Genomic DNA, 25,990 nt, shown 5'->3' on the forward strand with positions numbered 1-25,990 from the left:
CTGCCCGGCTGTGTCGACCATTTCGCGCATAGTTTCATCAACGGCCCTCGCTGCCAAGTCCGCATAAAGACCGACAGGGCCATAGCGCAAGCATAGGCACAAGGCAACGTGTTGATTTAATTATAATTCCGTCATCAATCTGCCGCTTCCGCCGGGACCGAACGGCGGCGCGCATAGAGCAGATAAAGGATCAGAAGGATCGCCGGAAGGCCCATCAGCCCGGTGGTTGCGAAGAAGGGCACATAGCCCACCGTCTTGGCGGTGAGGCCGGGCGCGGCGGCCAGAAGCGTATCGTGCAGCCCGCCCGGTGCGGACCAGCTATCCACCATGTAGCCGGAAAGACCGCCCAGCAATTTGCCCGGCAGCGCATAGACCGAGCTGAACAGCGCATATTGCGTGGCGGTGAATTCGTGATTGGTCAGGCTCGACATATAGGCAATGAGACAGGTGCCCGCGAAACCGCCGGAGAGGTTTTCCGCACTGATGGTCACCGTCAGGCCGAACAGGTCATGCCCGCGCATGGCAAGCCAGATGAACATGAAATTGGTAAGCGAGGCCGCCAGCGCCCCGAGAAGAAGCGCCCGCAGCGTGCCGAGGCCTGCGATGGCGAGACCGCCGACAATGGCGCCGAGGATCGTCATCCAGACGCCGAACAGCTTCACCACGCCCGCGATCTCGGTTTTGTCGAAGCCGATATCGATATAAAGCGGGTTCGCCATCACGCCCATCACGAAGTCCGGCACCCGGTAGAGGCCGATCAGCGCCAGCACGATCAGCGCCTGCCAGCCGAAGCGGCTGAAGAAATCGATGAAGGGTGCGAATACCGCCCGATAGATCCATTCGAACGCGCTGCCCGCCTCGCTGCTCAGATGCAGGCGGCGGGCGAGACGCTCGATCGTCTCCTCGCCCACGACGGGCGCTTCGGATTCCGCGACGCGGGGCGCCACGAGCGCGGCGCCAACCCCGACGCTCATCAGCGCCGCCATGGCGAGATACGCCATGTGCCAGGACACGGCCTCGGCGATGAGCAGCGCACCTGCGCCCGACGCGATAATGGCGACGCGGTAGCCGAGCTGATAGGCGGCGGCGAGCGCGCCCTGTTTTTCATCCTCGGCCGCCTCGATACGCCAGGCATCGATGGCGATGTCCTGCGTCGCGGAAGAAAAGGCGAGCATGAGTGCGAAAATGGCGATGGGCGTCAGCGAGACATGAGGGTCGCAGAAGGACATGATGACGAGCGAGAGCGCCACACCGGCCTGAGCCACCAGCATCCAGGCGCGGCGTTTGCCGAGCAGGTTGCCGAGGACCGGCACACGCAGCTGATCGAGCACCGGCGCCCAGATGAATTTGATCGTGTAGGCGAGGCCGACATAGCTCATCAGACCGATTTCGGTGCGGGAGACCCCCGCCTCGCGCAGCCAGAGCGAAAGGGTGGAAAAGACGAGCAGGAACGGAAGGCCGGAAGAAAAGCCGAGCAGCAGCATGATGAATGTGCGCCGCTCGGTATAGACGGTCCAGGCATGGGCAAGCTTTTCGCCCATGCTTCTTTGCTCGTTCGGTTCGCTCATGCCACCCTCTCTCGTCCCTCGCCGGCCAGCTGCGATCCAGCTAGGCCGGAAGGGTCAGAGAAGCATGTCAGCCCAGATTCGCCAAGCTGCCGCCCTCGTCCTCGGACAAGGCATGCGGGGAGTGGCGGCCCGCCCAGTTGGTGAGCGTGGACGCAAGCGCGCCATGGCTCACGGGCTTGGAGAGATAGTCGTCCATGCCCGCATCGAGGCAGGCCTGCCGGTCTTCCGACAGCGCGTTCGCCGTCAGCGCGATGATGGGCAGGCGCGCGGCCTCCATATGCAGTTCGCGAATTCGGGCGGTGGCCGCAAAGCCATCCATGCCCGGCATATGCAGATCCATCAGGATGACGTCATAGGGCGGCGCGCCCGCCAGTCCGAGGGCCGCCACCGCTTCTTCGCCATTGCCGACGATTTCCACGCTATGGCCCGCATGCTCCAGCAAGGTACGGGTCAGCAGCGCGTTGATTTCATTGTCCTCGGCGACCAGCACGCGCAGTCCGCCGGCGGCGGTTTCAGCGTCGGGCTCTTCGTCGAGGCCCGCGTCGAAGCTGCCGGTGCCATGCCCTGCGCCATCGACATCGGCGGCGGCGCGCAGCGCGGCGAGACGCGCCAGCAGCGAGGAAGTTCTTACGGGGCGCACGAGATAGGCGTCGAAAGGCGGCTTCTCGGCGGTGGTTTCGGCACCGGCGCCGGTCAGCTCACCGAGCCTGTTGCGCTCGCGTGGCTGCAGCAGCACCATCGTCCGCAGGTCCGGATTGCGGCGGCGCGCGGCGCGCGCAAACGCCACGCCGTCCGTCCCGTCCGCCGTGCGGGACATGCAGACAAAAACATCCGCCTGTTTCGCCGCTTCCATCAACTCCGCTTCGTCCGCGACGCAACGCACCTGCGCACCGGAATGGCGGGCCGCATTGGCCAGCGCCTCTGCAACCAGCGGACGGTCGTGGTGAATGACGACCGAGAGACCGTCCAGGCGGGGCATGTCGCGCGGAGCTTCTTCCTCGGTGGACGGCGTGAGCGGCAGGCGGACGCGGAAAATCGAGCCCCTGCCCTCCTCGCTTTCGACTTCGATGCGGCCGCCCATCGCGGTGACGAGGCGGCGCGTGATGGCGAGGCCGAGGCCCGTCCCCTCGAAGCGCCGCGCATGCCCTTCCTCGCCTTGCGCAAACTCCTCGAAGATGCGGTCCAGCGCCAGCGGGCTCATGCCGATCCCGGTATCCTCGATTTCCAGAACGATACCGTCCTCATTATCCGCGCGATGGAGGCGCAGCGCCACGCCGCCCTCTTCGGTGAACTTGATCGCATTGCCCGCAAGGTTCAGCAGGATCTGCCGGATGCGTGGCTCGTCGCCTTCCAGCGTGCGCGAAACGGCGGGCGAAATCTCGGTGACGATTTCGAGCCCCTTTTCATAGGCGCGCGGCGCCAGAAGCTCGGCCACGCTTTCAAGCGCGGCGGAGGCGTCGAAAGGCGCGGGATGGAGCGTGACCTTGCCCGCCTCGATTTTCGAATAGTCGAGAATATCGTTGATGATCGCCAACAGCGCCTCCCCGGAGCTGCGAACCGCATCCGCGTAGGACCGCTGGGCGGGGTCGAGTTTGGTGGAGAGCAGAAGATCCGTCATGCCGATAACGCCGTTCATGGGCGTCCGGATTTCATGGCTCATCGTGGCAAGGAACAGGCTCTTGGCGCGGCTTGCGTCCTTGGCCTCGTCGAGCGCCTCCGCAAGACGCTGTTCCACTTCCTTGCGGTCCTCGATGTCGCGGCCGACCAGCTGTACTTCGCAGAGAGATCCGGCCTCGTCGCGGATCGTCGTTTCCTCCCAGACGAACCAGCGCGGGCCGTGAGCGGTCATGACTTTCTGGTCGTAGCGGACGCGTTGCCCGGTCGCGCCGAACCCGGCCAGCGCGCCCAGCATGCGGGGGCTTTCGCCCTCGGGCAGCTCGGGCATGAAGGGGCGGCCAATGGTTTCGGCGCGCGTGAGATCGAATGTTTCGCAGAACACGTCGTTCACATAGGAGACGCGCCCTTCGAGATCCTTGCGGATGATGACGTCACCCTGGGTGCGCACGAGGTCGCGGTAGCGGGCCTCGCGTTCGGCCAGTTCCCAGTTCTCGTCGCGCAGCTTTTCGATCCGCGCCTCGAGGTCATCCACCTTGTCGGCATGGGCGCGGGCGCGGGCTGCGGCACGACGCCAGACTTCGGCCCCCAGCAGCAGCACGACGGCCAGGCCGAGCAGCAAAAGCGGCGTGTTATCGGGAGAGGAGAAGACCATTGGGCACCCGGTTGAAAAGCAACATCACTCGAAATGTCGCAGAAGCCTGCGCCGAACAGGCTTTCAATCCGGTTAGGAATGATGGTTAACGGTCGTAAAATGCGCCGATCTGGCTCAACTGGCCCAAGAAGGCCCCCTCAACTCACTCACGCGGCAGCGCCGAGGCGGGCACCGACAGGCTCGCGATAAGAGAGCGCCTCGGCGATATGAAGGCGGGTGATGCCCGGGGCGCCCTCCAGATCGGCGAGCGTCCGGGCGACGCGGATGACACGGTGATAGCCGCGCGCGGTGAGCCCCATGCGCTCCGCGGCCTCCGTCAGCAGGGTCCGGCCGGCATCGTCGGGCGTGGCGATTTTCTCCAGCAATTCGCCTTCGGCATGCGCGTTGAGGCTCAGATGTTTCGCGCCCAGCGACGCGAAGCGGTCGGCCTGCACGTCCCGCGCCCGGGCAATGCGGGCCGCGACCTCCGCCGAACCTTCGGCAGGCGGCGGCAGGGATAGGTCGGCGGCCGAGACCGGCGGCACTTCCACGTGAATGTCGAAACGGTCGAGCAGGGGTCCGGAGAGCTTGGCCTGATAATCCGCCACGCAGCGGGGCACCCGCGGGCAGGCGCGGGCGGCATCGCCCGCATGGCCGCAGCGGCACGGGTTCATTGCCGCGACGAGCTGGAAGCGGGCGGGATAGCTGACATGCGCATTGACGCGGGAGACGACGGCCTCGCCGGTTTCGAGGGGCTGGCGCAGCGAATCCAGCACCTGACGGGGAAATTCGGGCAGTTCGTCCAGAAAGAGCACGCCGCGATGGGCAAGCGAGACCTCGCCGGGCTTTGCCCGCAGACCGCCGCCGATCAGCGCGGGCATGGAGGCGGAATGATGCGGCGCGCGATAAGGCCTGCGCCTGCCCATGCCGTGGGCCATGAGTTCGCCCGCGATGGAGGCGATCATCGAGACCTCCAGCATTTCGCGCGGGGAGAGATGGGGCAAGATACCGGGCAGGCGCGCGGCCAGCATGGACTTGCCGGAGCCGGGCGGGCCGACCATGAGCATGTTGTGACCGCCGGCGGCGGCCAGTTCCAGCGCGCGCTTGGCGGAGGCCTGGCCCTTGATGTCGCGCAGGTCCGGCGCGTTGGGCTCTTCGGCGGCCTTCATCGGGGCCGGTTCGGACAGGATCTGCGTGCCTTTGACATGGTTCACGAGCTGGATGATAGAGCGCGGCGCGAGGATGCCGCCGGGATTGTCCCCATCCATGCCGGCCCAGGCCGCTTCCGGGCCGCAGGCTTCCGGACAGATGAGACCGCGCCCGCGCGCATTGGCCGCCATGGCGGCGGGCAGCGCGCCGGCGACCGCGTTCACCGCGCCGTCGAGCGACAATTCGCCGATGACCACGAATTTTTCCATTTCCTGCGCAGGCAGCACGCCCATGGCGACGAGCAGGCCCAGCGCGATGGGGAGGTCGTAATGCGAGCCTTCCTTGGGCAGGTCGGCGGGTGCGAGATTGACGGTGATGCGCTTGGGGGGAAGCCCCAGGCCGATGGCCGACAGCGCGGCACGGACGCGCTCGCGGCTCTCACCCACCGCCTTGTCGGCAAGACCCACAATGGTGAAGGCCGGCATGCCGGCCGCGATCTGCACCTGCACGTCGACGGGGCGCGCATCCACGCCCTGAAAGGCCACCGTCTCGATATGCGCAACCATGAAAAGCCCCCACCCGCCCTGATCGATCGCCCGGTTCGGCGCTCGACGTCCGGTTATGGAGAAAGCTTCGCGTGAATCCGCTGCGCCCGTCAAGAACGAAAAGGGAACGATTTAATCCCCAATGTTATCAATTGGCGCCAATATCTTTGTTGATTGCAAAGCCCCAAACTCGAGAAGACAGATAAAAACTGATTGACTCCTGATAGGGCTTTACGTATGGCAACCGACTCAAATAGGCTAATTTTTACCTTGACAACCGATTCGAGGAACTTATCCGCTATGCAACTAATTGGCAGCTACATTGCCCTTTTCACTGGAATTTTTCTAAGCATAGTGTCTTTTAGAATTATGATTAAGCTTATATTTGCTGACAAAATTGAGAGCAGTAAAAGCGCGAACCGGGTTAATTCAATTAAGGATGCAATTCTAGGGCGTGCGAGGACCCATGACGACTGGATACCTGATGCTAGAATTCAGGGTGGCCTAGTTTATAATGAAAGAAAAAATCGTATAGAAGTAACAGGCAGAAACTCCGATAGCGCATTTCGTCGTGTCTTCAGACTCAATAGACCTTACTGATATTTCAGCTTTTCCCTACGCGGGGTGGTTGCCGACTGCGAATGGACGTCTGTCGTTTCGCCATGTCGGAGAAGCAAAGCATCCTTCAGTTTCTATCTACGCTAACGTAGTAACCGACGACAAACGTATAATACTTGGTTACCAGGAACGAGATTTTGGCGATGTCTTATTTCCATCTCTTTTAAAACTTGTTGGTATATCTGGACGCTTTTGGTTTGCTCTCACTGCCACATCCAATGATCTGCCAACAGAATCAGATGCGCTAAGTGGCACAATATACATTTATAAATCCAAAGAAGATTGGCGAAAAAAGGGGGAAGTAGCGATACGGCCCAATTTGAAGGAAATCAATGCAGCATCACGCGTTGAAACGTTTGCATCCTATGATGAAAAAGTAGAACACCTTTTCAAGGCTGCAGAAACAGGGCTAAAAATCACTGCTGATATAAAAACTAATTTTTTTCTTAGTAGGAATGGAGAAGTATATTTTTCTCATCCAACATTTTTAGAGCCCAAACTGCAAGAAGCTTCGGAATTATACGCCAGTGGCCTAAATCATGACTTCATAAAATGGATATCAGACCAATCATATTTTTTTCTTCGGGACATTACACATCAACATCGGCACCATGAAGCGAGCGAAGATACTATTTTGATTCTTCAAAATAGAGACAATGATGAAAACTCTTGGCGCAGAAAAATACTCTACTCTCTACACTATCAAGTAATTCGAACGAAAAGATTTTCTACCACCTATTCATTAGCTCAAGCGATGGGTATTCTCGCTTACGCCAACTCATTTTACAAAATCTGCACGCGCTCAGCCCAAGAAAACCCATCTTTTCCAAAATTCAATACCGACGAAATGTTAGGTTCTATTCAGGCACAAATTTATCAGAATCAGTCTCAGCAATCGGAAAAAGAATACAACGCTTCCCGTCGGATGAGTTTGGCGACCAACATCAGAAGCTTATCCCTTTCGGTAACGGCAATATTTATTTCTTTCATGATTGCATTCATGCAACCAAGTATAAATGATGGATACTTTAATAAAGAGACGATAGCAATAAGGGACAATATTCTGCAGCTATCTCTCGCAGCCTTTATGATACTTTTATTTATTTGGACCGCCACAACCGAGCGAGTTTACAACTGGTTTTGGTCTAGCGATATTATGGAGCTAGCAAACGTAAGAAGAAAAAAATCGATATTATTTATTGGACTATTTTCTTTTTTAATCGCATTGGGAGCCTTATATTTAGGAGGCCCTGCAATTTTGAATATGTTAGAAGCATTTGAGAAAGTTCTTTGATGTAAATTTCCAGATTTACATAACGCGTTTTTGAAAAAATATATAGGATTAGCAACCCTCACCGTTCAAAATTTCGAACAAAAAGGAACTTGTGGACAAAGAGTAGCATTGCCGGCGTTGTTTGAGGCTTGTCGATGCTCCGCCGCGGTGTCATTTGTGGATGCTCCGACCGAGAAAGGTTTTTCTTCATGCCGATCCGCCGCGCTACTTTGATGGCAATTATGTTGTCACTCTTTGTCATCTCTCCCGCATCGGCGGAGCAGATCGGCGATGTGGGCTATTACCGGGTGGCGCATGTAGCCGATGACGACATGCTCATGGTGCGTGCAAAGCCTTCGGCGGCGGCCGACCAGATAGGCAGTTTCGGACCTCACTCCAAGCCGATTGAGGTTTTCGAGACACAGAACGGCTGGGCGAAGGTTTCGATCAACGGCCGGACAGGCTGGGTCTCCATGGCTCATCTCGCGCCCTTCGCGCCGCGCAAGATCGAGAGGCTCGGCCTGCCGCAGGGCCTGCAATGCCTCGGCACGGAGCCCTTCTGGAATGCGGATTTCTCCGAAGGCGAGATGACGCTGTCAGGTGTCGAAACGGCATCGGGCGGAACGATGGCGATCAAGAGTTCTCGGACGGCAAAAGGCAGGAACTGGCCGCTGCATATCCTGCTCGACGACGGCAAGAGTTCCGTCCTCGTCACCCCCAAAAGCTGTTCGGACGGGATGAGCGATGCGCATTATGGCTGGCGTGCGACCTTCATGCTGCATAAGGCCAAGGGTGTCGATGTGCTGAGCGGCTGCTGCCATGTGCGGCCGGAGAGCGAGTGACCCACCTCACGCGCCGCTGATTTCGACCCCTGTGACCGGCGTCCAGATTTCCTGCCACCGCCCCACCTTTTCATCCCGGCCGAGCTGCTGCGGCGAGACTGTCCGACGCTCGCCGAACGCGACGTCGCCATCGATGCAGCGGGCATTCACCGTGCCGATGGTTTGTCCCGCATCCTCGAAGATCGCGCCGACATAGACGCCGCAGTTGCGGCAGATGAGACATTCCACGGCGCCGGAACCCTGCCGGTAACGAGAGAGCACGTCCTCGCCCTTCACGCGGAAAGCGAGCGCCCCTTGCGGGTCGGAGATATAGGCGGCGTCATGCTTCACGCAGAAGGAACAGTCGCAGGCGCGGGGATGATAGTCGGCGGGCGCGATGGCGGTTTCGAAGCGGAGCGACAGCCGCCCGCAGTGACAGCTTCCGTTGAGGACATGCCGGCCTGTCATCTGTACCTCCCGCTCACTGCGCCCCGATCACCGCATCCTTCGCAAGCCAGGGCGCGAGATCCTTCCAGGGCGTCGTCACCGTGTGGTCGCCCATGGCATAAGGGCCGACCGAATAGACGGGGAAATTGACGCCCAGCCCCTCGCGCGTCACGACCCAGTTTTTCGGATCGCCGACCATCTCCGCAATCGTCTCCTCCGCGCCGTCGAACAGGCCGTTATCTTCACCGACAATCTTGTGGAGGCCATCGAGCGCGTGCCGGGCGAGCGTTTTCTGCCAACCGTCTTTTTCGGCGAAGATATCCTTCACCTGCAGCGGACGCGCCTCGTCGAGGCGATAATTCAGATGCTTTGCCGCGCCGAAGCCATGGGCCGCACCGACATGAAACTCCCAGCGGAAGATATCGAGGCTTGCGAAATTCTCCGTCGCCTCGTTGAGCTTGAACCAGGTGGAGCGCTGCACCTCGCCGTCGAAACCGTTCCAGAGGTCGGACTGTTTGGCTACAAGCGCGTTGAAGGCTCGTTCGCCGTCGCTTGCCGGCTTGTCGATGGCGAAGCTCACATCCTCGCGATATCGCATCTGGTTGGCGCCGGGCATTTCCTCCTCGCCCTTTTTTTCGGGCGCGATGAATGTCCACTCATCCAGCGTCAGGAAAGTGCGGCCCGCTTTTTCCGTCACCGTGTGGCTGAGAAATTTCAGCCGCTCGCGGTAATAGGGTTTCAGACATGCCGCCTGCTTCTCCACATCTTTCTGCGGGCAGGCCTTGTCGAGAAAGCGCAGCCATGAAACCTGGCTGTCGCGCAGCTCTTTGACGGCGTCTGCGGAGATGCGCGCCCGGGCGCCTGCGTAGAGCGCGGCCATGATCTCGTCATCCGCCGAGAGATCGTCGGTCTTGCAGATCGCGGTTTCGCGCGGGCCGGACGCCTTGTCGCAATCGAAACTCGCGGCGTGCGCCGATCCGGCCGTCAGAAAGAGTGCCGCCAGAATGGCCGCCATGCCCGTCGCGAATTTCATGTCATCCCTCTCGTCTGTCTCAGTTGCGCGCCGGCAGAAGGTCGGAGGCGGCCAGTTCATATGCCTTGCCGAACCCGCCATTGAGGCTGCCGCGCAAAGGCGTCAGGCGGAAAAAGGCAAAGTCGGGAAAATCGATATAGAGCTTCGACTTCGGATGCCGGGCGAGCCAGCGCTCGCGCAGCCTGCGATGGACATCGTTGTCGCGGTCCACGCGCAATGCTTCCGCGATCACCGTGAGGCGCGGATGGGTCAACGGATCGCCTTTTGCTTCCTTGATCATGCCGGGCTCGCCGACCAGCAGCGAGCAGCGCTTGTCCGCCTCGATGGCGGGCGTATGCGCGGCCAGTTTCGAGGTCAGGATCGCGGGCACGCCGTCTTCATCCAGCGCCAGCGCCACACGGCTTGCCAGCGGATGGCCGGTTGCCGGGTCGAGAACGGCTACCGCCGCATAGTCGGCCCGTGCAAGCAGCGCATGGGCAAGCGCGCGGGCCTCGTCGTCGGTGGGTTGAAGGATGTCTTCTTTCTTCTTTGCCGCTTCGCTCATGCCGCCTGTTCCGTTCCCTTTACGCTGTTCGCTACCCGGCGAGACTTACGCCGACGAGACTACCGATACCATAGGTGACGCCCGCCGCCGCGAAGCCGATGGCAAGCTGGCGGAAGGCGGAGAAGAGCGCGCCGCGCCCGGTGAAAAGCGAGGTGCCGGCACCGATCACCGCCAACGCCACACCCGCCGAGGCCAGGCTGGCCAACAACGCCGACCAGCCGGAGAAAAAGAAGTAGGGAGCGACGGGAAAGATCGCGCCGATGGAGAAAAGCAGGAAGGAGGTGCCCGCGGCACCCCAGGCGGATCCGCCCAGTTCGTTCGGGTCTATACCGAGTTCCTCGCGTACGAGCGTGTCGAGCGCGGTGTCCTTGTCCGACAAGAGCTTGTCTGCCAATGCGCGCGCTTCGGACTCCGACAGTCCCTTGGCCTGATAGATAAGGACGAGTTCTTCCTTCTCTTCCTCCGGCACTTCTTCCAGTTCCATCGCTTCGGTACGGATCTGCTTCTGGTAAAGCTCGCGCGAGGAATTGACCGACAGCCATTCGCCCATCGCCATGGAGCAGGCGCCCGCGACGAGACCGGCAAGACCCGTCAGCAGGATGGTCGCATTGCCCACTGCCGCACCCGCCACGCCCATCACCAGGGAGAGGTTCGAGACGAGCCCGTCATTCGCGCCCAGCACGGCGGCGCGCAGCGCATTGCCGCCCATCGCGCGGTGGCGGCCTTCGAGGCGCGCAATCGTGCCGCCTTCCATCCCCGATCGCGGGTTCGCAATCGCGGAGAGGATGCGCGCATGGCTGCGTTCGGCGTTCGGCAGACCGCCGGCCACGGCTTCGGGCTGCTTGTCGTAAACGCCGCTATCGGCCTGTTCGAGCGTGTTGATGACGGGCAACACGAAAGCCGGGCCGAAGCGCCGCGCCAGAAACGCCAGCGCCCGGGTGCGGAAGCCCGGTTTCAACGATGGGATGCGCGCGCCCAGACGCCCGAGCTGCTTCTTCCAGTATTCGGCATGGCTCTCTTCCACGGCCGCGAGACGGCGATAGACCTCGGCAAGTTTCGGGTCGGACTCGACGTCCGCCAGGGCGCGATAAAGGCTCGCACCGTCTATCTCGCCTTGCAGGTTTTCGAGGTAACGCTCGGTGTTTTTGGCGTCCATCTTCACTCCGCCTGCATGGAGGTCTGCTTTCGTGCCGCTTCGACCTCGTCCATCACACGCAGGATATTGCCGCCCCAGAGCTTTGCAATCTCGGCTTCCGAATAACCGCGCCGCACGAGTTCCAGTGTGACGTTGAACGTCTCGCCCGCATCGCGCCAGCCCTGAATGCCGCCGCCGCCCTGAAAGTCCGACGCAATGCCGACATGGTCGATGCCGACAAGCTTCACCGCATAATCGATATGGTCGACCAGATCGGAGACGGTGGCGCGGGGATATTTCGTATCGAGTTCGTCGGAGATTTTCTGGAACTCGGCTTTCGTTTCATCGCTCGCATTGAAGAAGGCTTCGAGGCTCGTCAGGCCCAGGCGTTTCGCCGCCTCTCCCCGTGCCTTGTGTTTTGCCTTTGGCACTTCGTGCAGATAGTCGTCGAATGCAACGATCTGGATGACGCCGCCTTTCGCGGCCAGCGCCTTCATGGTCTCGTCGTCCATGTTGCGCGGATGTGCGCGCAGCGCATAGACGGAAGAATGCGACGCGATGACGGGTGCACGCGACAATGCGATCGCTGCAAGCGTGGTCGATTTCGCCGCATGGCTGACATCCACCATGATGCCGAGATCGTTGCAGCGGCGAACCACGGCCTCGCCCATCGGGCTCAACCCGTGATGCTCGCCGCCTTCGTCATTGGGCTTGTCGCCGAGGCTTTCCTTCGGCTGCGCGCTGTCGGCAAGATCGTTATGGCCGTTGTGAACGAGGCCGAAATAGCGCGCGCCGAGTTCGTAATAGATATCGAGAAGCTCCGGATGGTGATCCACCACAAAGCCGTTCTCGATACCGATCAGCGCGATCTTCCTGCCCTCATCGTTGAGGCGGCGCACATCGGCGGCGCTGGTGGCCAGCCCAATACGATCCGTATCCTGATCGTCTGTCATGCGGTGGATGGCGGCGAACTTCGCAAAGGCCTTGGAAATTGCAGCGGACTCGCCTGCCGGACCGCGCTTCGTCTGCGGCACATAGACGATGAAGAAGACGCCGTCGAGGCCACCCTTCTCCATCTTGGGAATATCGACCAGCACGGGCGGCGCATTGTCCTTGCCGGGATCGTAGGCGGGGGAGGCAAAGCTCGTCGGAATGTCGACATGGGTGTCGATGGCGATAACGCGATCATGGATTGCCTGCGCCCTGTCACGCAGAGCCGCGTCGTCATCCGCGCGCACGGGCATCGCTGCGCCCAGCAGGACAACCGCTCCCAAAACGAAACCGCTTATCGCCTTCCCATACATGACATGCCTTTCCCGCCTTGCTGCAAGCAAGTCAGTCTAGAGTGTGAGAGCCAAATGGGAAATGTCAGCTCTTGCGCGCCTCGATCGCGTCCCAGACCAGCGCGGAGAGATTGGCGTTGTCGAAGCGGTCGATTTCCTGGATGCCGGTGGGCGAGGTCACGTTGATCTCGGTGAGGTACTCGCCGATCACGTCGATGCCGACAAAGATGAGGCCGCGTTTTTTCAGTTCCGGGCCGATGGCGTCGCAGATCTCGCGCTCGCGCGGCGTAAGCGACCATTTCTCGGCAACACCACCCACATGCATGTTGGATCGCGCTTCGCCCTTTGCCGGGATGCGGTTGATGGCCCCCACGGGTTCGCCTTCCACGAGAATGATGCGCTTGTCGCCTTGCCGCACTTCCGGGAGATATTTCTGCACGATCACCGGTTCGCGGTTCATCTGGCCGAACATTTCCAGAAGCGAGTTCAGGTTCTGGTCCTCTTCGGTCAGGCGGAAGACGCCCGCACCGCCATTGCCGAAAAGCGGCTTTACGATGATGTCCTTGAATTCCTCTCGGAAGGCACGGATTTCGCCGGGATCGCGGGTAATAAGCGTCGGCGGCAGGAGGCCCTTGAAGCGGACCGCGAAGAGTTTTTCCGGGGCGTTGCGCACTTCAGCCGGGTCGTTCACCACGAGCGTCTTCGGATGAACCGTCTCCAGCATGTGGGTGAGGGTGATGTAGCTCATGTCGAAGGGCGGATCCTGGCGCATCAGCACCACATCGATGTCGTCGAGAAAGCGTTTCTCGCCGCTTCCCAGCGTCGAATGATTGCCGACCTCGCGCCGCAGCGTCATGGGCCGCATATGGGCAAAGACGCGCCCGTCGCGCATGGAAAGCTCATGCGGCTCGTAGTAGAAAAGCTCGTGGCCGCGCGCCTGCGCCTCCAGCCCCAGCGCGAAAGTGCTGTCGGCATTGATGTTGATGGTGTGGATCGGATCCATCTGGATCGCGACGGAGAGGGGTCTGCGGGCGGTCATTCGATATCCTCGCACGGGGTCTTCACATCAATCGCGTGAAGATGGGGCTTTCGGCGGGAAAAGACCAGAGGTGGCTTGCAAGCGCCGGCCGCGGGCGCAATATAGGCGCATGCTTGAAGATAATATCGCCTTTGCCGCCACCTGCCTTGCCGGTTATTTCGCCATCGCCAATCCGATCGCGAACACGCCGGTTTTCATTGCCTTGACGGCCGGCGACAGCCGCCGTGTGAAGCTGCAGATCGCCCGGCAAAGTGTTCTCATTTCCCTGGCCGTGGTCGTGCTTTTCAGCGTGGCGGGCAAGCTCATTTTCGAGCTTTTCGGCGTCACCATCGCCGCGTTGCGCATTACAGGTGGCATTCTGGTGGCGATCATCGGCTTTCAGATGCTGCAGGGTCATTCCTCTTCCGCCCATGTGCCGGAAGAGGTGGAGGATGAAGACGTTCCCGCCGATGTCATGGAAGCGCAGCTCTCCGTTGCCGTGTCGCCGCTCGCCGTACCGATGATCGCCGGCCCCGGCACGATCGCCACGGCGGTCGGCTTCTCTGCTCATCCGGGCTTCCTGTCGAGCATCATTTCCATCAGCGCCTTCGCCGTCATTGCCGCCATCACATATTTCTCTTTCCAGCAGGCGCGGCGCATCGTCCATTACATGGGCACGACGAATCTCACCGTCGTCACACGGCTGATGGGACTGATCGTGGCGACCATCGGCGTCGAAATGGCAATGACGGGTCTCGATGAGGCGCTCATCAAATATATGGATACGATCCGCAGCCTGCCCCTGCCGCCGCCGACCGGCTAGGCATCGCCAGATCAGTTGAGGCGGGGCTTCAACTCGCGCAGGGCCTGTTCCGCCATCTCCGCGATGCGGTCTTCGCCAAGATCGACGGCCTTTTCGTAGCAGGAGGCAAACGCGTCGATGGCAGCACCCATCCGTCCGTCATGCACTTCGAGACGGCCCAGCTCGAAGAGGAGGCCCGCGCGCTCAGGCGCGATCCAGATCATGCGTGTCACCACATCGCGCGCCCGGGCGAAATCATTGCTGCGCACGGCGCGCATTAGAATGTTGTTCTGGAGCCTCAGCAGAATGTCGCGCGGCGAGACTTCCGCATAGGCATCCGGCGAGAGGGCGGCGTCGGGGCCCTCCACCTGCCGGATCATCGAGAGAAGATCGGCGCTTGTCAGAAGCTGGCCGCCATTGAACGGGTCGACAATCGCCGCGTCGCGCGGGCCGCTTCCTTCTGTTCTCAACCGCAGCACGAAATGGCCGGGGAAGTTGAGCCCGGCCAGGTCGAGCCCCAGACGCGCCGCCACATGAAGCCAGACGATGCCCAGCGCCACGGGCAGGCCCTTGCGCCGGTCGATCACCTCCATGAGGTTTGCATTGCGCGGATCGTCATATGTCTCCGCATCGCCGCGATAGCCGTGAAGGCCCGAAATGACGCCGCCCAGAAGCTCAGCGAGTTCATGCGCGTCGCATTGGGAGGCACGGTCCATTGCCTCGCGGACCGCGCCGCAAAGAAGCGCCAGATGGTCCCGGTAATTGCCCAGGGACAGATCCGGCCGGTCGCAGGCCGCCAGCAGCAGCGCGGTTTCGGCAATATCGATATCGCCCTCCCCGGCCGTGCCCGCCGCGCGCAGGCGGCGTTCGATTTCGTCGTCAGTTTGCTGAAGAGGCCGTCCCATGCCCGGTATCATGGCGCGGCGGGAACGAGATGCGCAAGGCGCGGCTCGCCCGGGCGTCGTCAATCGCGCCAGGCGTCGGGCAGATGGCGCGGCCAGCCGCCCGGAAAACCGAAGGGCAAGGGCGAGGGCGTGACCAGCACGAGGTCGAAGCGCATATCGCAGCCCGCAAGGTCCGGCCGGAGCGCGAACAGCTGCTCGCCCGCCCGCCAGAGCCGCGCCTGCTGGTGCGGCCGCAGGGCTTCGCGGGCCGCGCCCTCCCCCGTCCTGGCCTTCACTTCGACGATGGCAAGCGTTCTGCCGCGTCGCGCGAGAATATCGATCTCGCCCGCGCGGGTCTTGAGGCGGCGCTCCAGAATCCGGTAGCCCTTGAGGCGCAGCAAGAGCGCGGCGAGCGCCTCGGCGCGCAGCCCTCTGGCATGGGACGCCTTGCCCCTCACCTGTCGGTCGAGGGTCTTTCGGGCCCGGATGCCGCCGCCGCGGCGCTTGCGTTCCACCTCATTGCTCTTTGGAAAGGTCGAGGGCGCGCTGATAGACCTCGCGCCTCGGCAGCCCGGTAATCGAGACGACCTCCGCCACCGCGTCCTTGAGGCTCGTCCGGCGCAGCGCGTTCTCGATCATCGCATCGACTTCATGGGCGCAGAGCGCGGCGCGCGGCGCGGGCGGTCCGACCACAATCACGATCTCGCCTTTGGGCGCGCCGGCTTCCACGTAATGCTGCGCAATATCGGCCAGCGTGCCCTTGCGCACTTCCTCGAATTTCTTGGTGAGTTCACGGGCGACCGCCACCTCGCGCTCGCCCAGCAAGTCGGCCATATCGGCCAGCACGGCGGCCAGCCGGTTGGCGCTTTCCAGAAAGACCATGGTCGAGGGAATCGTGGAAAGCTCGGTCAGGTCCTTGCGCCTCGCCTCCTGTTTTGCGGGCAGGAAGCCGCCGAAAAAGAATCGGTCCGTGGGCAGGCCCGCCAGCACAAGCGCGGCCAGAAGCGACGAGGCGCCGGGCAGCGCCGTCACGTTGAACCCTTCATCCAGCGCCTCGCGCACCAGCTTGAAACCGGGGTCGGAGACCATCGGCGTCCCGGCGTCGGAAACCAGCGCGATCGCCTCCCCCGCGCCCAGCCGTTTCAGAACGCGCGGACGCATTTCCTCGGCATTATGGTCGTGATAGGGCGCGGTTTTTGCCTGAATATTGTGAATGGCGAAGAGCTTCGACGTCACCCGCGTATCCTCGCACAGCACGAGATCGGCGCGGGACAGAACGTCCAGCGCGCGCAGGGTGATGTCGGAGGCATTGCCGATGGGCGTCGCCGTCACGTAGAGGCCGGGCTCCAGGCGGCCCGTTACGGTCGTTTTTCCGGTCATGATGCGCAGACCATGCGCCCGCCATATTTGTTTGGCAATTGGTTGCGGTTAGAACACGCTGCGTTTGTTTACTTGAGGGGCGGCGCAGCCTAGGCTTTCCGCACTGCAAATCCGGCAGGACATATCCCGTGCATTTCAAGATTTCCGCTTATCTTTCTTCCGCCCGACACGCTTTGCGTCCGGCCCTGTTCGTTCTCGGCGCCCTCGTTCTGGCGGGCTGCAGCTCCAGCCCCAAGCCGGTGGTGCAGGCCCCTGTCCAGCCGCAACCGCAGGTACAGCAGCCCGTCCAGCAACAGCCCGAGCATCTGGTCGAACGCAATCCGGCGAACTATTACAGCCCGCCCTTCCTGCCGCCCAATGCGAACCCGGTGCGCATCGCGGTCATCCTGCCCTTCAACAATTCGCGCGCGCAGGATCTGGCGAATGCGCTCTATAACGCCGCGCAGCTCGCGCTTTTCGAGTTCGATCGGCCGAATGTGTTGATGATGCCCAAGGCGACCGACGGCTCGGCCGGCAGCGCCGAACGGGCCGCGCGTCAGGCGCTTGAAGAAGGCGCGGATATCATTCTGGGGCCGCTCTTTTCCGCCGAAGTACAGGCGGTGAAACCGCTTGCCGCCGATACGCATGTGCCGGTGTTGGCCTTCTCCTCCGATCTCGATGTGGCGGGCGACGGCGTGCACCTGCTCTCTTTCCCGCCCTCGCTCGAGGTCGACCGGATCGTCGATTACACGGTCCTGCAGGGCAAGACGCGCTTTGCCGCGCTCTATCCGCAATCCGCTTTCGGGGATCGTGTCCGGACCGCCTTCAATCAGGCCGTGGCCGCGCGGGCCGGCACCGTGGTGGCCAGCGCCGTCTATCCGCGAAATGCGCAAGGCATGTATGCACCGGTCAAGCAGATCGCCCGGGCCTATGATGGCGGCAACGGGTTCGACGCGGTTTTCATGCCGGAGGGCGGCTCGGTCATCAAATCGCTGGCGCCGCTTCTGCCCTATAACGATGTCGATCCGCGACAGGTCCAGTTCATCGGGACCGGCCAGTGGGACGACCCCTCGCTCACCCGCGAGCCACCGCTGCAGGGGGGGCTTTTCGCCGCGCCGCCGCTGGAAGCGCATAAACGGTTCGTAGAGCGGTATCGCCGGGCCTATGGCGCCACCCCGCCCCGGCTCGCGAGCCTCGCCTATGATGCGGCGGGACTTGCCATCGCGCTTTCCGCGCGGGGCGGCGGCAACCCCTATTCCGAAGATGTGCTGACGGATCCGGAAGGCTTTTCCGGCGTCGATGGCGTGTTCCGCTTCCTGCCCGATGGCGGGATCGAACGCGGGCTCGCCGTGATGCAGATCACGGCCTCGGGCCTCAAGCAGGTCGATCCGGCCCCGACAGGTTTTGCCCCTGCCCCGGCGTTCTGAGCGATGGGCTTCCGGCTCTACACCTTCTTCCGAAACTCGGCGGGCCACCGTGTCCGCACGGTGCTCAATCTCAAGGGGATCGAGTACGACTACGTCTCTATCGACACGCGGCCGCCGAAAGAAGCCCATCTTTCGGCGGAATATCTCAAGATCAATCCGCTGGGCCTGATCCCGGCGCTCGATCATGACGGGACGATCCTCACCCAGTCGATGGCGATCCTGGAATACCTGGAAGAGCTTTATCCAGAGCCTTCCATTCTGCCGAGCGATCCGGCAATCCGCGCGCAGGCCCGGGCCTTTGCCAATACGGTTGCAGGCGAAATGCACGCGCTGCTCAATCTGAGCATCTTCAAATTTCTCGGCACGGATCTGGCGCTGCCACCGCAGGCGCAGGCCGACTGGTACAAGCGCTGGGCCGTTCGCGGGTGCCACGCGCTGGAGGAGATGCTGAAAGGCGCTCCCGATACGCGCTTTGCCTATGCCGACTATCCCACGGTCGCGGACATCGCGCTGGTGCCGCAATATGGCAATCTCCGCCGTATGAATGTCGATCTGACGCCCTATCCACGGCTGGCCGAGATCGTCGAACGCTGCGAGACGCTTCCCGCGTTCCAGAAAGCCGCGCCCGAAGCCCAGCCCGACTACGAAGAAGGCTAGGCCAGCAATTCGCCCAGCAGCGCGTCCAGCACCATGCGGCCGTCCGGCGTCGCGATGAGGCGGGTGTCGTTGCCGCGCTGCTCGCGGGCAATCATGTGCTGCGCCTCCAGCCGGGCAAGCCTTTCTTCGGGAAGCGCCCTGCCGGTCAGCGCCTCGTAGCGGGCGAGCGAGACGCCCTCTTCCAGCCTGAGGCCCATCAGGGCCATCTCGTCGCCCTGCCCCGACGGGCTCACCTCTTCGGTGCCCTGCGTGCCATCGCCCGTCTCTTCCACCGCCTCGATCCAGTCGCCGGGCATGCGGCGCGCCGTGGTGGCGATCCGCTTGCCGTTCAGGCTCAACCGGCCATGCGCGCCGGGGCCGACGCCGACATAATCGCCATATCGCCAGTAAACGAGATTATGGGCGCATTCCGCGCCGGGCACGGCGTAGTTCGAGACCTCATAGGCCGTCATCCCCTTTTCCGCGCAGATATCGGCCGTCAGCGCGTAAAGCGCCGCCGCCGCATCCTCGTCCGGCAGGCGGAAGGCCCCCTTTTCATACAGGCGCTCGAAGGCCGTCCCTTCCTCGATGGTGAGCTGGTAGAGCGAGAGGTGATCGGCCGCATGGGACAGCGCCTTCCGCAACTCGGTTGTCCAGCTCTGCGGTGTCTGGCCGGGGCGCGCATAAATGAGGTCGAATGACAGACGTGGAAAAATTTCCCGGGCAAGCGCAATAGCGGCCATCGCCTCCTGCGCACTGTGAAGACGCCCAAGGAATTTCAGCTGCTCATCATCGAGGGACTGCACGCCCAGCGACAGGCGGTTGATGCCCGCCGCCCGGTATCCGCGGAAATTTTCCGCCTCCACGCTGGTCGGATTGGCCTCCAGCGTCGCCTCCACGCCCTGCGGCACATGCCAGAGCCGGGCGATGGTCTCCATCACCGTTCCCACCGTCTCCGGCGTCATGAGGGACGGTGTGCCGCCGCCGAAAAAGATCGAGGTCACCTCGCGCGGACCCGTCAGCTCGCGGTAGCGGGCAAGCTCGCCCGCCAGCGCGCGGGCCCAGCGGGGCTGGTCGATATGCGCGACGACATGGGAGTTGAAATCGCAATAGGGGCATTTGGCCTGGCAGAAAGGCCAATGCACATAAACGCCGAAACCGGGCTCATTGTCCGGCGCTATTTTAGCTACTTTGTTGTCACTTTTTGAAGCAGGCATCCACGAGCTGCCGGAATGCGTCGGCGCGATGGGACATGGCGTGTTTTTTCGCCGGGTCCATTTCGCCGAAAGTGATGTCATGCCCCTTGGGCACGAACATGGGGTCGTAACCGAAGCCCTTGTCGCCACGCGGCGGCCAGACGACCTCGCCGTCCACCCGGCCCTCGAAATACGCCACATGCCCGTCCGGCCAGGCGAGAGCCAGCCCGCAGACGAACCAGGCCGAGGTATCATGCGTGCCCGCTTCGAGGATCGACACGCGCAGCTTCTCCATGGCGAAGCCGAAATCCTTTTTCGGCCCCGCCCAGCGCGCGGAATAGATGCCCGGCGCGCCGTTCAGCACCCCCACGCAAAGGCCGGAATCATCGGCCAGCGCAGGAAGATTCGCGGCTTTCGCGGCGGCCAGCGCCTTCAGCTCGGCGTTTTCGCGGAAGGTCGTGCCGGTTTCCTCCGGCTCGGGCAGGTCCAGCTCGCCCGCCGAAACCGTTTCGATGCCGAAGGGTGCGAGCAAATCGGCGATTTCGCGGACCTTGCCCGGATTATGGCTGGCGACAACCAGCTTGCCATTTTGCTCGAATGCCCGCGTCATTTAAGCGATCGCCTTTTTCTGCGCCTCGACGAGATCGGCGATCGCGGTGCGGGCGAGGGTCAGGAGGGAGGTGAACTCCTCATCCGAGAAGGGCTCGCCTTCCGCCGTGCCCTGGATTTCGCAGATACCGCCCTTGCCCGTCATCACGAAATTCGCGTCGGTATCAGCGGTGGAATCCTCGGCATAATCCAGATCGACAACTGGGTTGCCGTTATAGATGCCACAGGAGATGGCCGCCACGTGATCCTTCAGCACAGGCGCGGAAATCATGTCGCGGGCCTTCATCCACTGGATGCACTGATGCAGGGCCACCCAGCCGCCGGTGATGGAGGCGGTGCGCGTGCCGCCATCGGCCTGGATCACGTCGCAATCGACCGTGATCTGGCGTTCGCCCAGCGAGCGCAGATCCACCACGGCGCGCAGCGAGCGCCCGATCAGGCGCTGGATTTCCAGCGTCCGGCCCGACTGCTTGCCGGCATTTGCCTCGCGGCGCATGCGCTCATGGGTGGAGCGGGGCAGCATGCCGTATTCCGCCGTCACCCAGCCTTCGCCGCGGCCCTTCAGCCAGGGCGGAATGCGCTCTTCAAGCGAGGCGGTGCACAGCACATGCGTGTCGCCGAAGCGTACCAGGCAGGAGCCCTCGGCGTGTTTGGCGATGCCGGGCTCGAAGCTCACAGCGCGCATTTCGTTCGGCGATCGGCCGGAAGGTCGCATGGGTCAGGTCCGTTTCTGTTGTCTTGTCCGCATTTTTCGTGTCGCTTACCTACAGGCTGGCGGAGCCAGCGTAAAGCGGAGCGGTCGCGGATTGACGGACAGACGAGCCGTTCCTAGATTCAGTCGGCAATTTCAATATCTTATGCTGCGTCGCGCCGTCTCTCATATCGTCCCTCGGAGTTTGCACATTCATGGTCGCCGTCAAGGATCTCAATGAACGCTCGCGCGAGATCCTTCGTCATATCGTCGAAGCGTATCTGGAGACCGGCGATCCGGTCGGCTCGCGCTTCCTGTCGCGCACCATACCCATGTCGCTGTCGGCGGCTTCGATCCGCAATGTGATGTCGGATCTGGAGACGCTGGGGCTCCTGTTCTCGCCGCATACCAGCGCCGGCCGCGTACCGACCGATATGGGCCTCAGGCTCTTTGTCGACGGGCTTCTGGAGGTCGGCGATCTCTCCGACGAGGAACGCAGTTCCATCGAGGCGCAGGTCGCGGGCACGGACCGCGATGTCGAAAACGTGCTGGACGAGGCGACGCGGCTTCTGTCCGGGCTTTCCAATGCGGCGGGGTTCGTCGTCGCGCCGACCCATGACGATGCGCTGAAGCATATCGAATTCGTGCCGATCGATGCGGAACGCGCGCTGGTCGTGATCGTCACGGAAGGCGGGGGCGTCGAAAACCGCGTGATCGAAATGCCCAAGGGGCTGACGCCCTCGGCGCTTTCGGAGGCGACGAATTATCTGAACGCCCATTTGCGGGGACGGACGCTGGAAGAATCCAAGGGCTTTCTCGCCCGCGAGGTGGAAAAGCAGCGGGCCGAACTCAATTCGCTGACCGCCAAGGTGATCGAGGCCGGACTGGCAACCTGGTCGGGCGGGCGGGCCTCCAATGACGACCCGCTGGCCAAATCGCTGATCGTGCGCGGGCGCTCGCATCTTCTGGAAGATCTGCACGCACTGGACGATCTGGAGCGCATTCGCCATCTCTTCGACGCACTGGAAAACAAGCGCGACCTTATCCAGCTTCTGGATCTCGCCGAATCCGCCGATGGCGTGCGCATCTTCATCGGCTCGGAGAACAAGCTTTTCTCCATGTCAGGTTCCTCACTGATCGTGAGCCCCTATATGGACGCCAATGAGCATGTGGTGGGCGTGCTGGGCGTGATCGGCCCGACACGGCTGAACTATGCGCGGGTCATTCCGATGGTGGACTACACCGCCAAGCTCATCGGTCGCCTCATCAAATAGCCCGTTTAGGCGTGGCGGGTTGACATATCCGCCCGCGCCGCGCACATGAGCCCATCAGGCCGCCATCCCTTTTTCGAACCGGAAAACCATGAGCGACGAAGAAAAAAAGACACAGGACGCCGACACCCCCGAAAACGCCGCGCCCGGCGATGCGAAGGCCGAACAGGCCGCCGCGGGCGATGGGGCGGAACAGGCCGCACCTGAAACCGATCTCGTCGGGGAACTGGAAGCGCAGGTCTCCGATCTCAAAGACCGCTTGCTGCGCGCGGCGGCCGAAATGGAAAACACCCGAAAGCGGACCGAGCGCGACAAGCAGGATGCGGTGAAATTCGCCGCCGCCAGCTTTGCCCGCGACATGCTGGAAGTGTCCGACAATCTGCGCCGGGCGCTCGCCGCGCTGAACGAGGACGACCGCTCGCAGGTGCCCGACAGCGTGAAGGCGATGATCGAGGGCGTGGAAATGACCGACCGTCAGCTCCTCACCACTTTCGAGCGCCATGGCGTGCGGGAAATCACACCGGGCGAGGGCGAAAAATTCGATCCCAACCTGCATGAAGCCATGTTCGAGGTGCCCGGCACCGGCCAGCCCGCGGGCACGGTGGTGCAGGTGATGTCGGCCGGTTACATGATCGGCGACCGGCTGCTGCGCGCGGCCCGTGTGGGCGTCGCCAAGGCGGAAGAGGGCGGCGGATCGGGCGGCCCCGGCGCCAATGTGGACACCTCTGCCTGACCGCAGGCTGGCATCTATCTGTTTTTTGGTCCCTACTACTTGACGTGCATAGCGTTCGACCTAATCTATAACACTGTTATTGGTCGAATGCGGGACCAAGATAGGGGAGGCGATCATGCTCATGCTCTGGGCGGCTGCGGCGTTTTTTCTGGGTATTCATCTCATCATCTCGGGCACGCCCCTGCGCGACCGGCTGGTCGGCGCCATGGGCGAGGGGCCCTATCGCGGATTCTTCTCGCTCCTCTCGCTGGCCGGCATCGTCTGGCTGTGCTGGTCCTACAATATGGCGCTGGAAGGACCGAACGAGCTTCACTGGGTGACGCCGGACGGGCTGAAGCATGCGGCGCCGCTTCTGATACTGCTCGCCTTCCTGATCGGGGTGATCGGCCTCACCACACCCAACCCGACCTCGGTCGGCGCGGAAGGGCTGATGGAAAATCCCGGCACGGTGAAGGGCATATTACGCATCACGCGGCACCCCTTTCTCTGGGCCGTCATCATCTGGGGGCTCACCCATATGGCGATGAACGGCGATGAGGCTTCCCTCATCTTCTTCGGCACCTTCACGTTGCTCGCAGCACTGGGCACACTTTCGATCGACGCCAAGCGCAAGCGGCTTTACGGCGAGAGCTGGAAGAGCTTCGTCGCAACAACGTCCAATCTTCCGTTTGGGGCGATCTTCGCCGGGCGCAACAAACTGGCCATCGGCGAACTTGGCTGGTGGCGAATCCTCGCCGCCCTGGTCGCTTTCGGCGCGCTGTTCTACGCCCATCTGTGGCTCTTCGACGTCACGCCGGTGCCGGGCTGGTATCCCTATTGAGGGGTGTCAGCTATCGCGCCTGAGGCCTGAGAGCTTACCGGGCTTATCGGCCGTCACCGTGAAGCGGGCGAGCGAGAGGGGTTGGTACTCTTTCTCACGCACGGTGGTCACGGCCATATAGGTCGCATCGGCCTTTTCCGCCGTCAGATCGAGCAGCACGAAGCCGTGATGTTCGACATTGGCGTATTTCACCTCCGGGCAATGCGAGACCATGGCCTTTTCCGCGATCCCCGGGATGCGCGGATCGTCGCCCAGATAGCGATAGCCCGATTGCGACGTGACGCTGGTCGTGGCGAATTCGACGGCGACGAGATCGCCCGCGTCGTCATGCAGGTCGCTTGCCCAGAAATTATGGCTGTCGCCGGCCAGCACGAGCAGGTTCGCTTCGGCCGCCTTCGCGCCTTCATAAAGCTTTTCGCGCGCCACCGGATAGCCATCCCAGGCGTCGAGATTGATGGGCAGGCCGAGCTTGGTGTTGTCCAGCCAGCGTTTCGTCCAGGGGCTTGAGGCGCTTGCCTTTTCCACGATGTCGGTGGGGAAGGCCCTGGTGAAGTCGGGTGCATCCATGCGCGCCATGACAATCTGATTGGCAAGGACTTGCCACTGGATGTCCCGGGCCCGGGCGTTTTTCAACTCGTTCGCGAGCCAGGCCTGCTGGGTCTCGCCCATCATGTGCCGGGCGGGATCGTTCAGCTTCTCCTTGCGAAAGCGCTCGGCATCCGGCTTGTAGGCGTAACCGTCCGGCAGTCCGCTTTCCTGCCACTCCGTCATGCGCGCATAGTCGAGGACCGGTGCGCCCGCCGCGTCATAGGGCGTTTTCACGCGTCGGATGTCCGCGCCCATCGCCGCTTCGCCTGTCACGACAACCGGATTGTCCGGATTGGAGAGGTCGAAGGCGGTTTCCTCATAGACCATGTCCTCGCTGTAGCTCAGCTCTTCGTCGCGGCCCGTGAGCCGCGTTTCGATGACATGGATCGAGGCGATTTTGCCGTATTCATAGGAGCGGTTGAGTGCATGGAAGGCCTTGCCGGGCGCGGGGTCGCGCATGGGCATCCATTCGAAATAGGCCTTCAACGCGGCATCGCGGCGCGTCTCCCATGTGCCTTCGGTGGCGGGATCATGATTGCCCGCGCCGCCGACCCAGCTGTTATTCGCCGTTTCGTGATCGTCCCAGACGGTGATGAAGGGGGCAGCGGCATGGGCGGCCTGCAGATCGGGATCGGACCGGTATTGCGCAAATCGCGTGCGGTAGTCAGCGAGCGTCAGCAGCTCATGCGGGGGCTCATGGGCCCGGCCGAGTTCCTTGCCGACATCCCCGCCATATCCGTCGACGCCATATTCGTAGATGTAATCGCCCAGATGCACGATGGCATCCAGGTTGTCTGTTGCGGCGATTTCCCGATAGACATGGTAATAGCCGAAGGAATAATGCGAGCAGGAGATCACCGCGAAGCGCGCGCGCTCCGTTTCCGCGGGAAGCGTTTTCGTGAGCCCGACAGGCGAAAGCGTGTCGCCCACCGCGAAGCGATAATAATAGACGCTGCCCGGCGTCAGGCCCGTGACATCGACCTTCACCGTATGATCGCGGGCCGCGCTCGCCTGCGTTTCGCCCTCGGCGACCGGTTTCGTGAAATCGGCGTCTTCCGCCACCATCCACCGAACGGGCAGGGGCGAGGTTTCGTTCGTGGTCACGCGCGTCCAGATGATGACGGCATCGCCTTTCGGGTCGCCGCTGGCCACGCCATGGCCGAAGGCGGCGTCGAATGTCTCTGATGCCTGTTTTTTCTCGTCGCAGCCGGCAAGACCGAGCCCGCCGACCGCGGTCAGGCCCAAAAGCGTCTGTCGTCTGGTAAAGCGATCCCAACTCATGCTCGATACCC

At 62.2% G+C, this 25,990-nt stretch carries 23 protein-coding genes and 1 pseudogene; 8 read left to right on the forward strand and 16 right to left on the reverse strand.

Annotation, left to right across the window (positions count from 1 at the left end; genetic code table 11):
- Positions 1 to 134: 134 nt before the first annotated feature.
- The 3 genes from ACSSVQ_RS10390 to ACSSVQ_RS10400 all read right to left on the reverse strand — a co-directional run bounded on the left by ACSSVQ_RS10390 (position 135) and on the right by ACSSVQ_RS10400 (position 5,531).
- Positions 135 to 1,568, reverse strand: coding sequence for an AmpG family muropeptide MFS transporter (locus ACSSVQ_RS10390; RefSeq protein ID WP_454182855.1), 1,434 nt, complete (start codon positions 1,566 to 1,568; stop codon positions 135 to 137).
- 67 nt (positions 1,569 to 1,635) lie between these two features.
- On the reverse strand, positions 1,636 to 3,837 hold the full coding sequence (locus tag ACSSVQ_RS10395; protein WP_454182857.1) for an ATP-binding protein: 2,202 nt from the start codon (positions 3,835 to 3,837) through the stop codon (positions 1,636 to 1,638).
- Positions 3,838 to 3,983: 146 nt separating this feature from the next.
- Positions 3,984 to 5,531 (reverse strand): YifB family Mg chelatase-like AAA ATPase, encoded by a 1,548-nt coding sequence (locus ACSSVQ_RS10400; RefSeq protein ID WP_454182859.1) that lies wholly within the window; start codon positions 5,529 to 5,531, stop codon positions 3,984 to 3,986.
- Positions 5,532 to 6,081: 550 nt separating this feature from the next.
- Here ACSSVQ_RS10400 and ACSSVQ_RS10405 point away from each other — a divergent pair.
- Together ACSSVQ_RS10405 and ACSSVQ_RS10410 are read left to right on the forward strand one after the other, a co-directional pair.
- The gene (locus tag ACSSVQ_RS10405; protein WP_454182861.1) at positions 6,082 to 7,422 is read left to right on the forward strand and encodes a hypothetical protein; all 1,341 of its coding nucleotides are present in this window, start codon (positions 6,082 to 6,084) and stop codon (positions 7,420 to 7,422) included.
- Positions 7,423 to 7,643: 221 nt separating this feature from the next.
- Positions 7,644 to 8,243: an SH3 domain-containing protein gene (locus ACSSVQ_RS10410; RefSeq protein WP_454182863.1), complete on the forward strand. Its 600-nt coding sequence runs from the start codon at positions 7,644 to 7,646 to the stop codon at positions 8,241 to 8,243.
- 6 nt (positions 8,244 to 8,249) lie between these two features.
- On the opposite strand, the gene ACSSVQ_RS10415 is transcribed toward ACSSVQ_RS10410, so the two are convergent.
- From ACSSVQ_RS10415 to gshB, 6 genes and pseudogenes are all read right to left on the reverse strand, one after another.
- A complete protein-coding gene (locus ACSSVQ_RS10415; RefSeq protein ID WP_454182865.1) occupies positions 8,250 to 8,690 on the reverse strand; it encodes a GFA family protein in 441 nt (146 codons plus the stop codon).
- 13 nt (positions 8,691 to 8,703) lie between these two features.
- On the reverse strand, positions 8,704 to 9,702 hold the full coding sequence (locus tag ACSSVQ_RS10420; protein WP_454182867.1) for a DUF3298 domain-containing protein: 999 nt from the start codon (positions 9,700 to 9,702) through the stop codon (positions 8,704 to 8,706).
- Positions 9,703 to 9,739: 37 nt separating this feature from the next.
- Positions 9,740 to 10,246: pseudogene (locus ACSSVQ_RS10425) on the reverse strand (HugZ family pyridoxamine 5'-phosphate oxidase); the annotation flags it as partial.
- A 31-nt stretch (positions 10,247 to 10,277) separates the two neighbouring features.
- Positions 10,278 to 11,402 (reverse strand): VIT1/CCC1 transporter family protein, encoded by a 1,125-nt coding sequence (locus tag ACSSVQ_RS10430; protein WP_454182869.1) that lies wholly within the window; start codon positions 11,400 to 11,402, stop codon positions 10,278 to 10,280.
- Positions 11,403 to 11,404: 2 nt separating this feature from the next.
- Entirely contained in the window at positions 11,405 to 12,685 is a 1,281-nt protein-coding gene (locus ACSSVQ_RS10435) for a dipeptidase (protein WP_454182871.1), read from the reverse strand.
- Positions 12,686 to 12,749: 64 nt separating this feature from the next.
- Positions 12,750 to 13,703 carry a glutathione synthase gene (gene gshB, locus ACSSVQ_RS10440; protein ID WP_454182873.1) on the reverse strand — a complete coding sequence of 318 codons (954 nt, stop codon included), beginning with the start codon at positions 13,701 to 13,703 and terminating at the stop codon, positions 12,750 to 12,752.
- A gap of 109 nt (positions 13,704 to 13,812) precedes the next feature.
- Between gshB and ACSSVQ_RS10445 the strand changes: the two genes are divergently transcribed.
- Positions 13,813 to 14,505 (forward strand): MarC family protein, encoded by a 693-nt coding sequence (locus ACSSVQ_RS10445; protein ID WP_454182875.1) that lies wholly within the window; start codon positions 13,813 to 13,815, stop codon positions 14,503 to 14,505.
- An 11-nt stretch (positions 14,506 to 14,516) separates the two neighbouring features.
- Here ACSSVQ_RS10445 and ACSSVQ_RS10450 read toward each other — a convergent pair whose 3' ends face one another.
- Genes ACSSVQ_RS10450 through rsmI form a run of 3 tightly spaced genes read right to left on the reverse strand, consistent with a single transcriptional unit; the run spans position 14,517 to position 16,748 of the window.
- Complete coding sequence (locus tag ACSSVQ_RS10450; RefSeq protein WP_454182877.1) at positions 14,517 to 15,389, reverse strand: SirB1 family protein; 873 nt, start codon at positions 15,387 to 15,389, stop codon at positions 14,517 to 14,519.
- A 59-nt stretch (positions 15,390 to 15,448) separates the two neighbouring features.
- Positions 15,449 to 15,883 carry a YraN family protein gene (locus tag ACSSVQ_RS10455; protein ID WP_454182879.1) on the reverse strand — a complete coding sequence of 145 codons (435 nt, stop codon included), beginning with the start codon at positions 15,881 to 15,883 and terminating at the stop codon, positions 15,449 to 15,451.
- Position 15,884: 1 nt separating this feature from the next.
- Complete coding sequence (gene rsmI / locus ACSSVQ_RS10460) at positions 15,885 to 16,748, reverse strand: 16S rRNA (cytidine(1402)-2'-O)-methyltransferase (RefSeq protein ID WP_454182881.1); 864 nt, start codon at positions 16,746 to 16,748, stop codon at positions 15,885 to 15,887.
- A 128-nt stretch (positions 16,749 to 16,876) separates the two neighbouring features.
- On the opposite strand from rsmI, the gene ACSSVQ_RS10465 reads away from it, so the two are divergent.
- Both ACSSVQ_RS10465 and maiA read left to right on the forward strand, forming a co-directional pair.
- Entirely contained in the window at positions 16,877 to 18,154 is a 1,278-nt protein-coding gene (locus ACSSVQ_RS10465; RefSeq protein ID WP_454182883.1) for a penicillin-binding protein activator, read from the forward strand.
- Between the two features lie 3 nt (positions 18,155 to 18,157).
- Entirely contained in the window at positions 18,158 to 18,811 is a 654-nt protein-coding gene (gene maiA / locus ACSSVQ_RS10470; RefSeq protein ID WP_454182885.1) for a maleylacetoacetate isomerase, read from the forward strand.
- Here maiA and hemW read toward each other — a convergent pair.
- From hemW to rph, 3 genes are read right to left on the reverse strand one after another with little or no spacing between them, the layout of a single operon-like run.
- Positions 18,808 to 20,007, reverse strand: a complete 1,200-nt coding sequence (hemW, locus tag ACSSVQ_RS10475; RefSeq protein WP_454182886.1) for a radical SAM family heme chaperone HemW — start codon at positions 20,005 to 20,007, stop codon at positions 18,808 to 18,810. The genes maiA and hemW overlap by 4 nt on opposite strands.
- Complete coding sequence (gene rdgB, locus ACSSVQ_RS10480; protein ID WP_454182888.1) at positions 19,988 to 20,596, reverse strand: RdgB/HAM1 family non-canonical purine NTP pyrophosphatase; 609 nt, start codon at positions 20,594 to 20,596, stop codon at positions 19,988 to 19,990. Before rdgB ends, hemW begins: the two co-directional genes overlap by 20 nt.
- Positions 20,597 to 21,310 (reverse strand): ribonuclease PH, encoded by a 714-nt coding sequence (rph, locus tag ACSSVQ_RS10485; RefSeq protein WP_454182890.1) that lies wholly within the window; start codon positions 21,308 to 21,310, stop codon positions 20,597 to 20,599.
- A 191-nt stretch (positions 21,311 to 21,501) separates the two neighbouring features.
- Here rph and hrcA point away from each other — a divergent pair, with 191 nt between their 5' ends.
- From hrcA to ACSSVQ_RS10500, 3 genes are all read left to right on the forward strand, one after another.
- A complete protein-coding gene (gene hrcA / locus ACSSVQ_RS10490) occupies positions 21,502 to 22,560 on the forward strand; it encodes a heat-inducible transcriptional repressor HrcA (RefSeq protein WP_454182892.1) in 1,059 nt (352 codons plus the stop codon).
- 88 nt (positions 22,561 to 22,648) lie between these two features.
- On the forward strand, positions 22,649 to 23,290 hold the full coding sequence (gene grpE, locus ACSSVQ_RS10495; RefSeq protein ID WP_454182894.1) for a nucleotide exchange factor GrpE: 642 nt from the start codon (positions 22,649 to 22,651) through the stop codon (positions 23,288 to 23,290).
- Positions 23,291 to 23,405: 115 nt separating this feature from the next.
- Entirely contained in the window at positions 23,406 to 24,110 is a 705-nt protein-coding gene (locus ACSSVQ_RS10500; RefSeq protein ID WP_454182896.1) for an NnrU family protein, read from the forward strand.
- A gap of 6 nt (positions 24,111 to 24,116) precedes the next feature.
- Here the strand turns inward: ACSSVQ_RS10500 and ACSSVQ_RS10505 are convergent, their stop codons facing one another.
- Complete coding sequence (locus tag ACSSVQ_RS10505; RefSeq protein WP_454182898.1) at positions 24,117 to 25,979, reverse strand: alkaline phosphatase D family protein; 1,863 nt, start codon at positions 25,977 to 25,979, stop codon at positions 24,117 to 24,119.
- Between the last annotated feature and the right edge of the window lie 11 nt (positions 25,980 to 25,990).

This window comes from Parvibaculum sp. MBR-TMA-1.3b-4.2 (assembly GCF_053628815.1).

What these genes read in the sequence shown, in the direction of transcription:
- rph (WP_454182890.1), bottom strand. Translation starts at nt 21,310, where the DNA reads ATGCGACCTTCCGGCCGATCGCCGAACGAAATGCGCGCTGTGAGCTTC.
- hrcA (WP_454182892.1), top strand. Translation starts at nt 21,502, where the DNA reads ATGGTCGCCGTCAAGGATCTCAATGAACGCTCGCGCGAGATCCTTCGT.
- ACSSVQ_RS10400 (WP_454182859.1), bottom strand. Translation starts at nt 5,531, where the DNA reads ATGGTTGCGCATATCGAGACGGTGGCCTTTCAGGGCGTGGATGCGCGC.
- ACSSVQ_RS10450 (WP_454182877.1), bottom strand. Translation starts at nt 15,389, where the DNA reads ATGGGACGGCCTCTTCAGCAAACTGACGACGAAATCGAACGCCGCCTG.
- ACSSVQ_RS10415 (WP_454182865.1), bottom strand. Translation starts at nt 8,690, where the DNA reads ATGACAGGCCGGCATGTCCTCAACGGAAGCTGTCACTGCGGGCGGCTG.
- rdgB (WP_454182888.1), bottom strand. Translation starts at nt 20,596, where the DNA reads ATGACGCGGGCATTCGAGCAAAATGGCAAGCTGGTTGTCGCCAGCCAT.
- ACSSVQ_RS10435 (WP_454182871.1), bottom strand. Translation starts at nt 12,685, where the DNA reads ATGTATGGGAAGGCGATAAGCGGTTTCGTTTTGGGAGCGGTTGTCCTG.
- grpE (WP_454182894.1), top strand. Translation starts at nt 22,649, where the DNA reads ATGAGCGACGAAGAAAAAAAGACACAGGACGCCGACACCCCCGAAAAC.
- ACSSVQ_RS10395 (WP_454182857.1), bottom strand. Translation starts at nt 3,837, where the DNA reads ATGGTCTTCTCCTCTCCCGATAACACGCCGCTTTTGCTGCTCGGCCTG.
- maiA (WP_454182885.1), top strand. Translation starts at nt 18,158, where the DNA reads ATGGGCTTCCGGCTCTACACCTTCTTCCGAAACTCGGCGGGCCACCGT.
- ACSSVQ_RS10500 (WP_454182896.1), top strand. Translation starts at nt 23,406, where the DNA reads ATGCTCATGCTCTGGGCGGCTGCGGCGTTTTTTCTGGGTATTCATCTC.
- gshB (WP_454182873.1), bottom strand. Translation starts at nt 13,703, where the DNA reads ATGACCGCCCGCAGACCCCTCTCCGTCGCGATCCAGATGGATCCGATC.
- ACSSVQ_RS10430 (WP_454182869.1), bottom strand. Translation starts at nt 11,402, where the DNA reads ATGGACGCCAAAAACACCGAGCGTTACCTCGAAAACCTGCAAGGCGAG.
- rsmI (WP_454182881.1), bottom strand. Translation starts at nt 16,748, where the DNA reads ATGACCGGAAAAACGACCGTAACGGGCCGCCTGGAGCCCGGCCTCTAC.
- ACSSVQ_RS10445 (WP_454182875.1), top strand. Translation starts at nt 13,813, where the DNA reads ATGCTTGAAGATAATATCGCCTTTGCCGCCACCTGCCTTGCCGGTTAT.
- ACSSVQ_RS10420 (WP_454182867.1), bottom strand. Translation starts at nt 9,702, where the DNA reads ATGAAATTCGCGACGGGCATGGCGGCCATTCTGGCGGCACTCTTTCTG.
- ACSSVQ_RS10505 (WP_454182898.1), bottom strand. Translation starts at nt 25,979, where the DNA reads ATGAGTTGGGATCGCTTTACCAGACGACAGACGCTTTTGGGCCTGACC.
- ACSSVQ_RS10410 (WP_454182863.1), top strand. Translation starts at nt 7,644, where the DNA reads ATGTTGTCACTCTTTGTCATCTCTCCCGCATCGGCGGAGCAGATCGGC.
- ACSSVQ_RS10390 (WP_454182855.1), bottom strand. Translation starts at nt 1,568, where the DNA reads ATGAGCGAACCGAACGAGCAAAGAAGCATGGGCGAAAAGCTTGCCCAT.
- hemW (WP_454182886.1), bottom strand. Translation starts at nt 20,007, where the DNA reads ATGCCTGCTTCAAAAAGTGACAACAAAGTAGCTAAAATAGCGCCGGAC.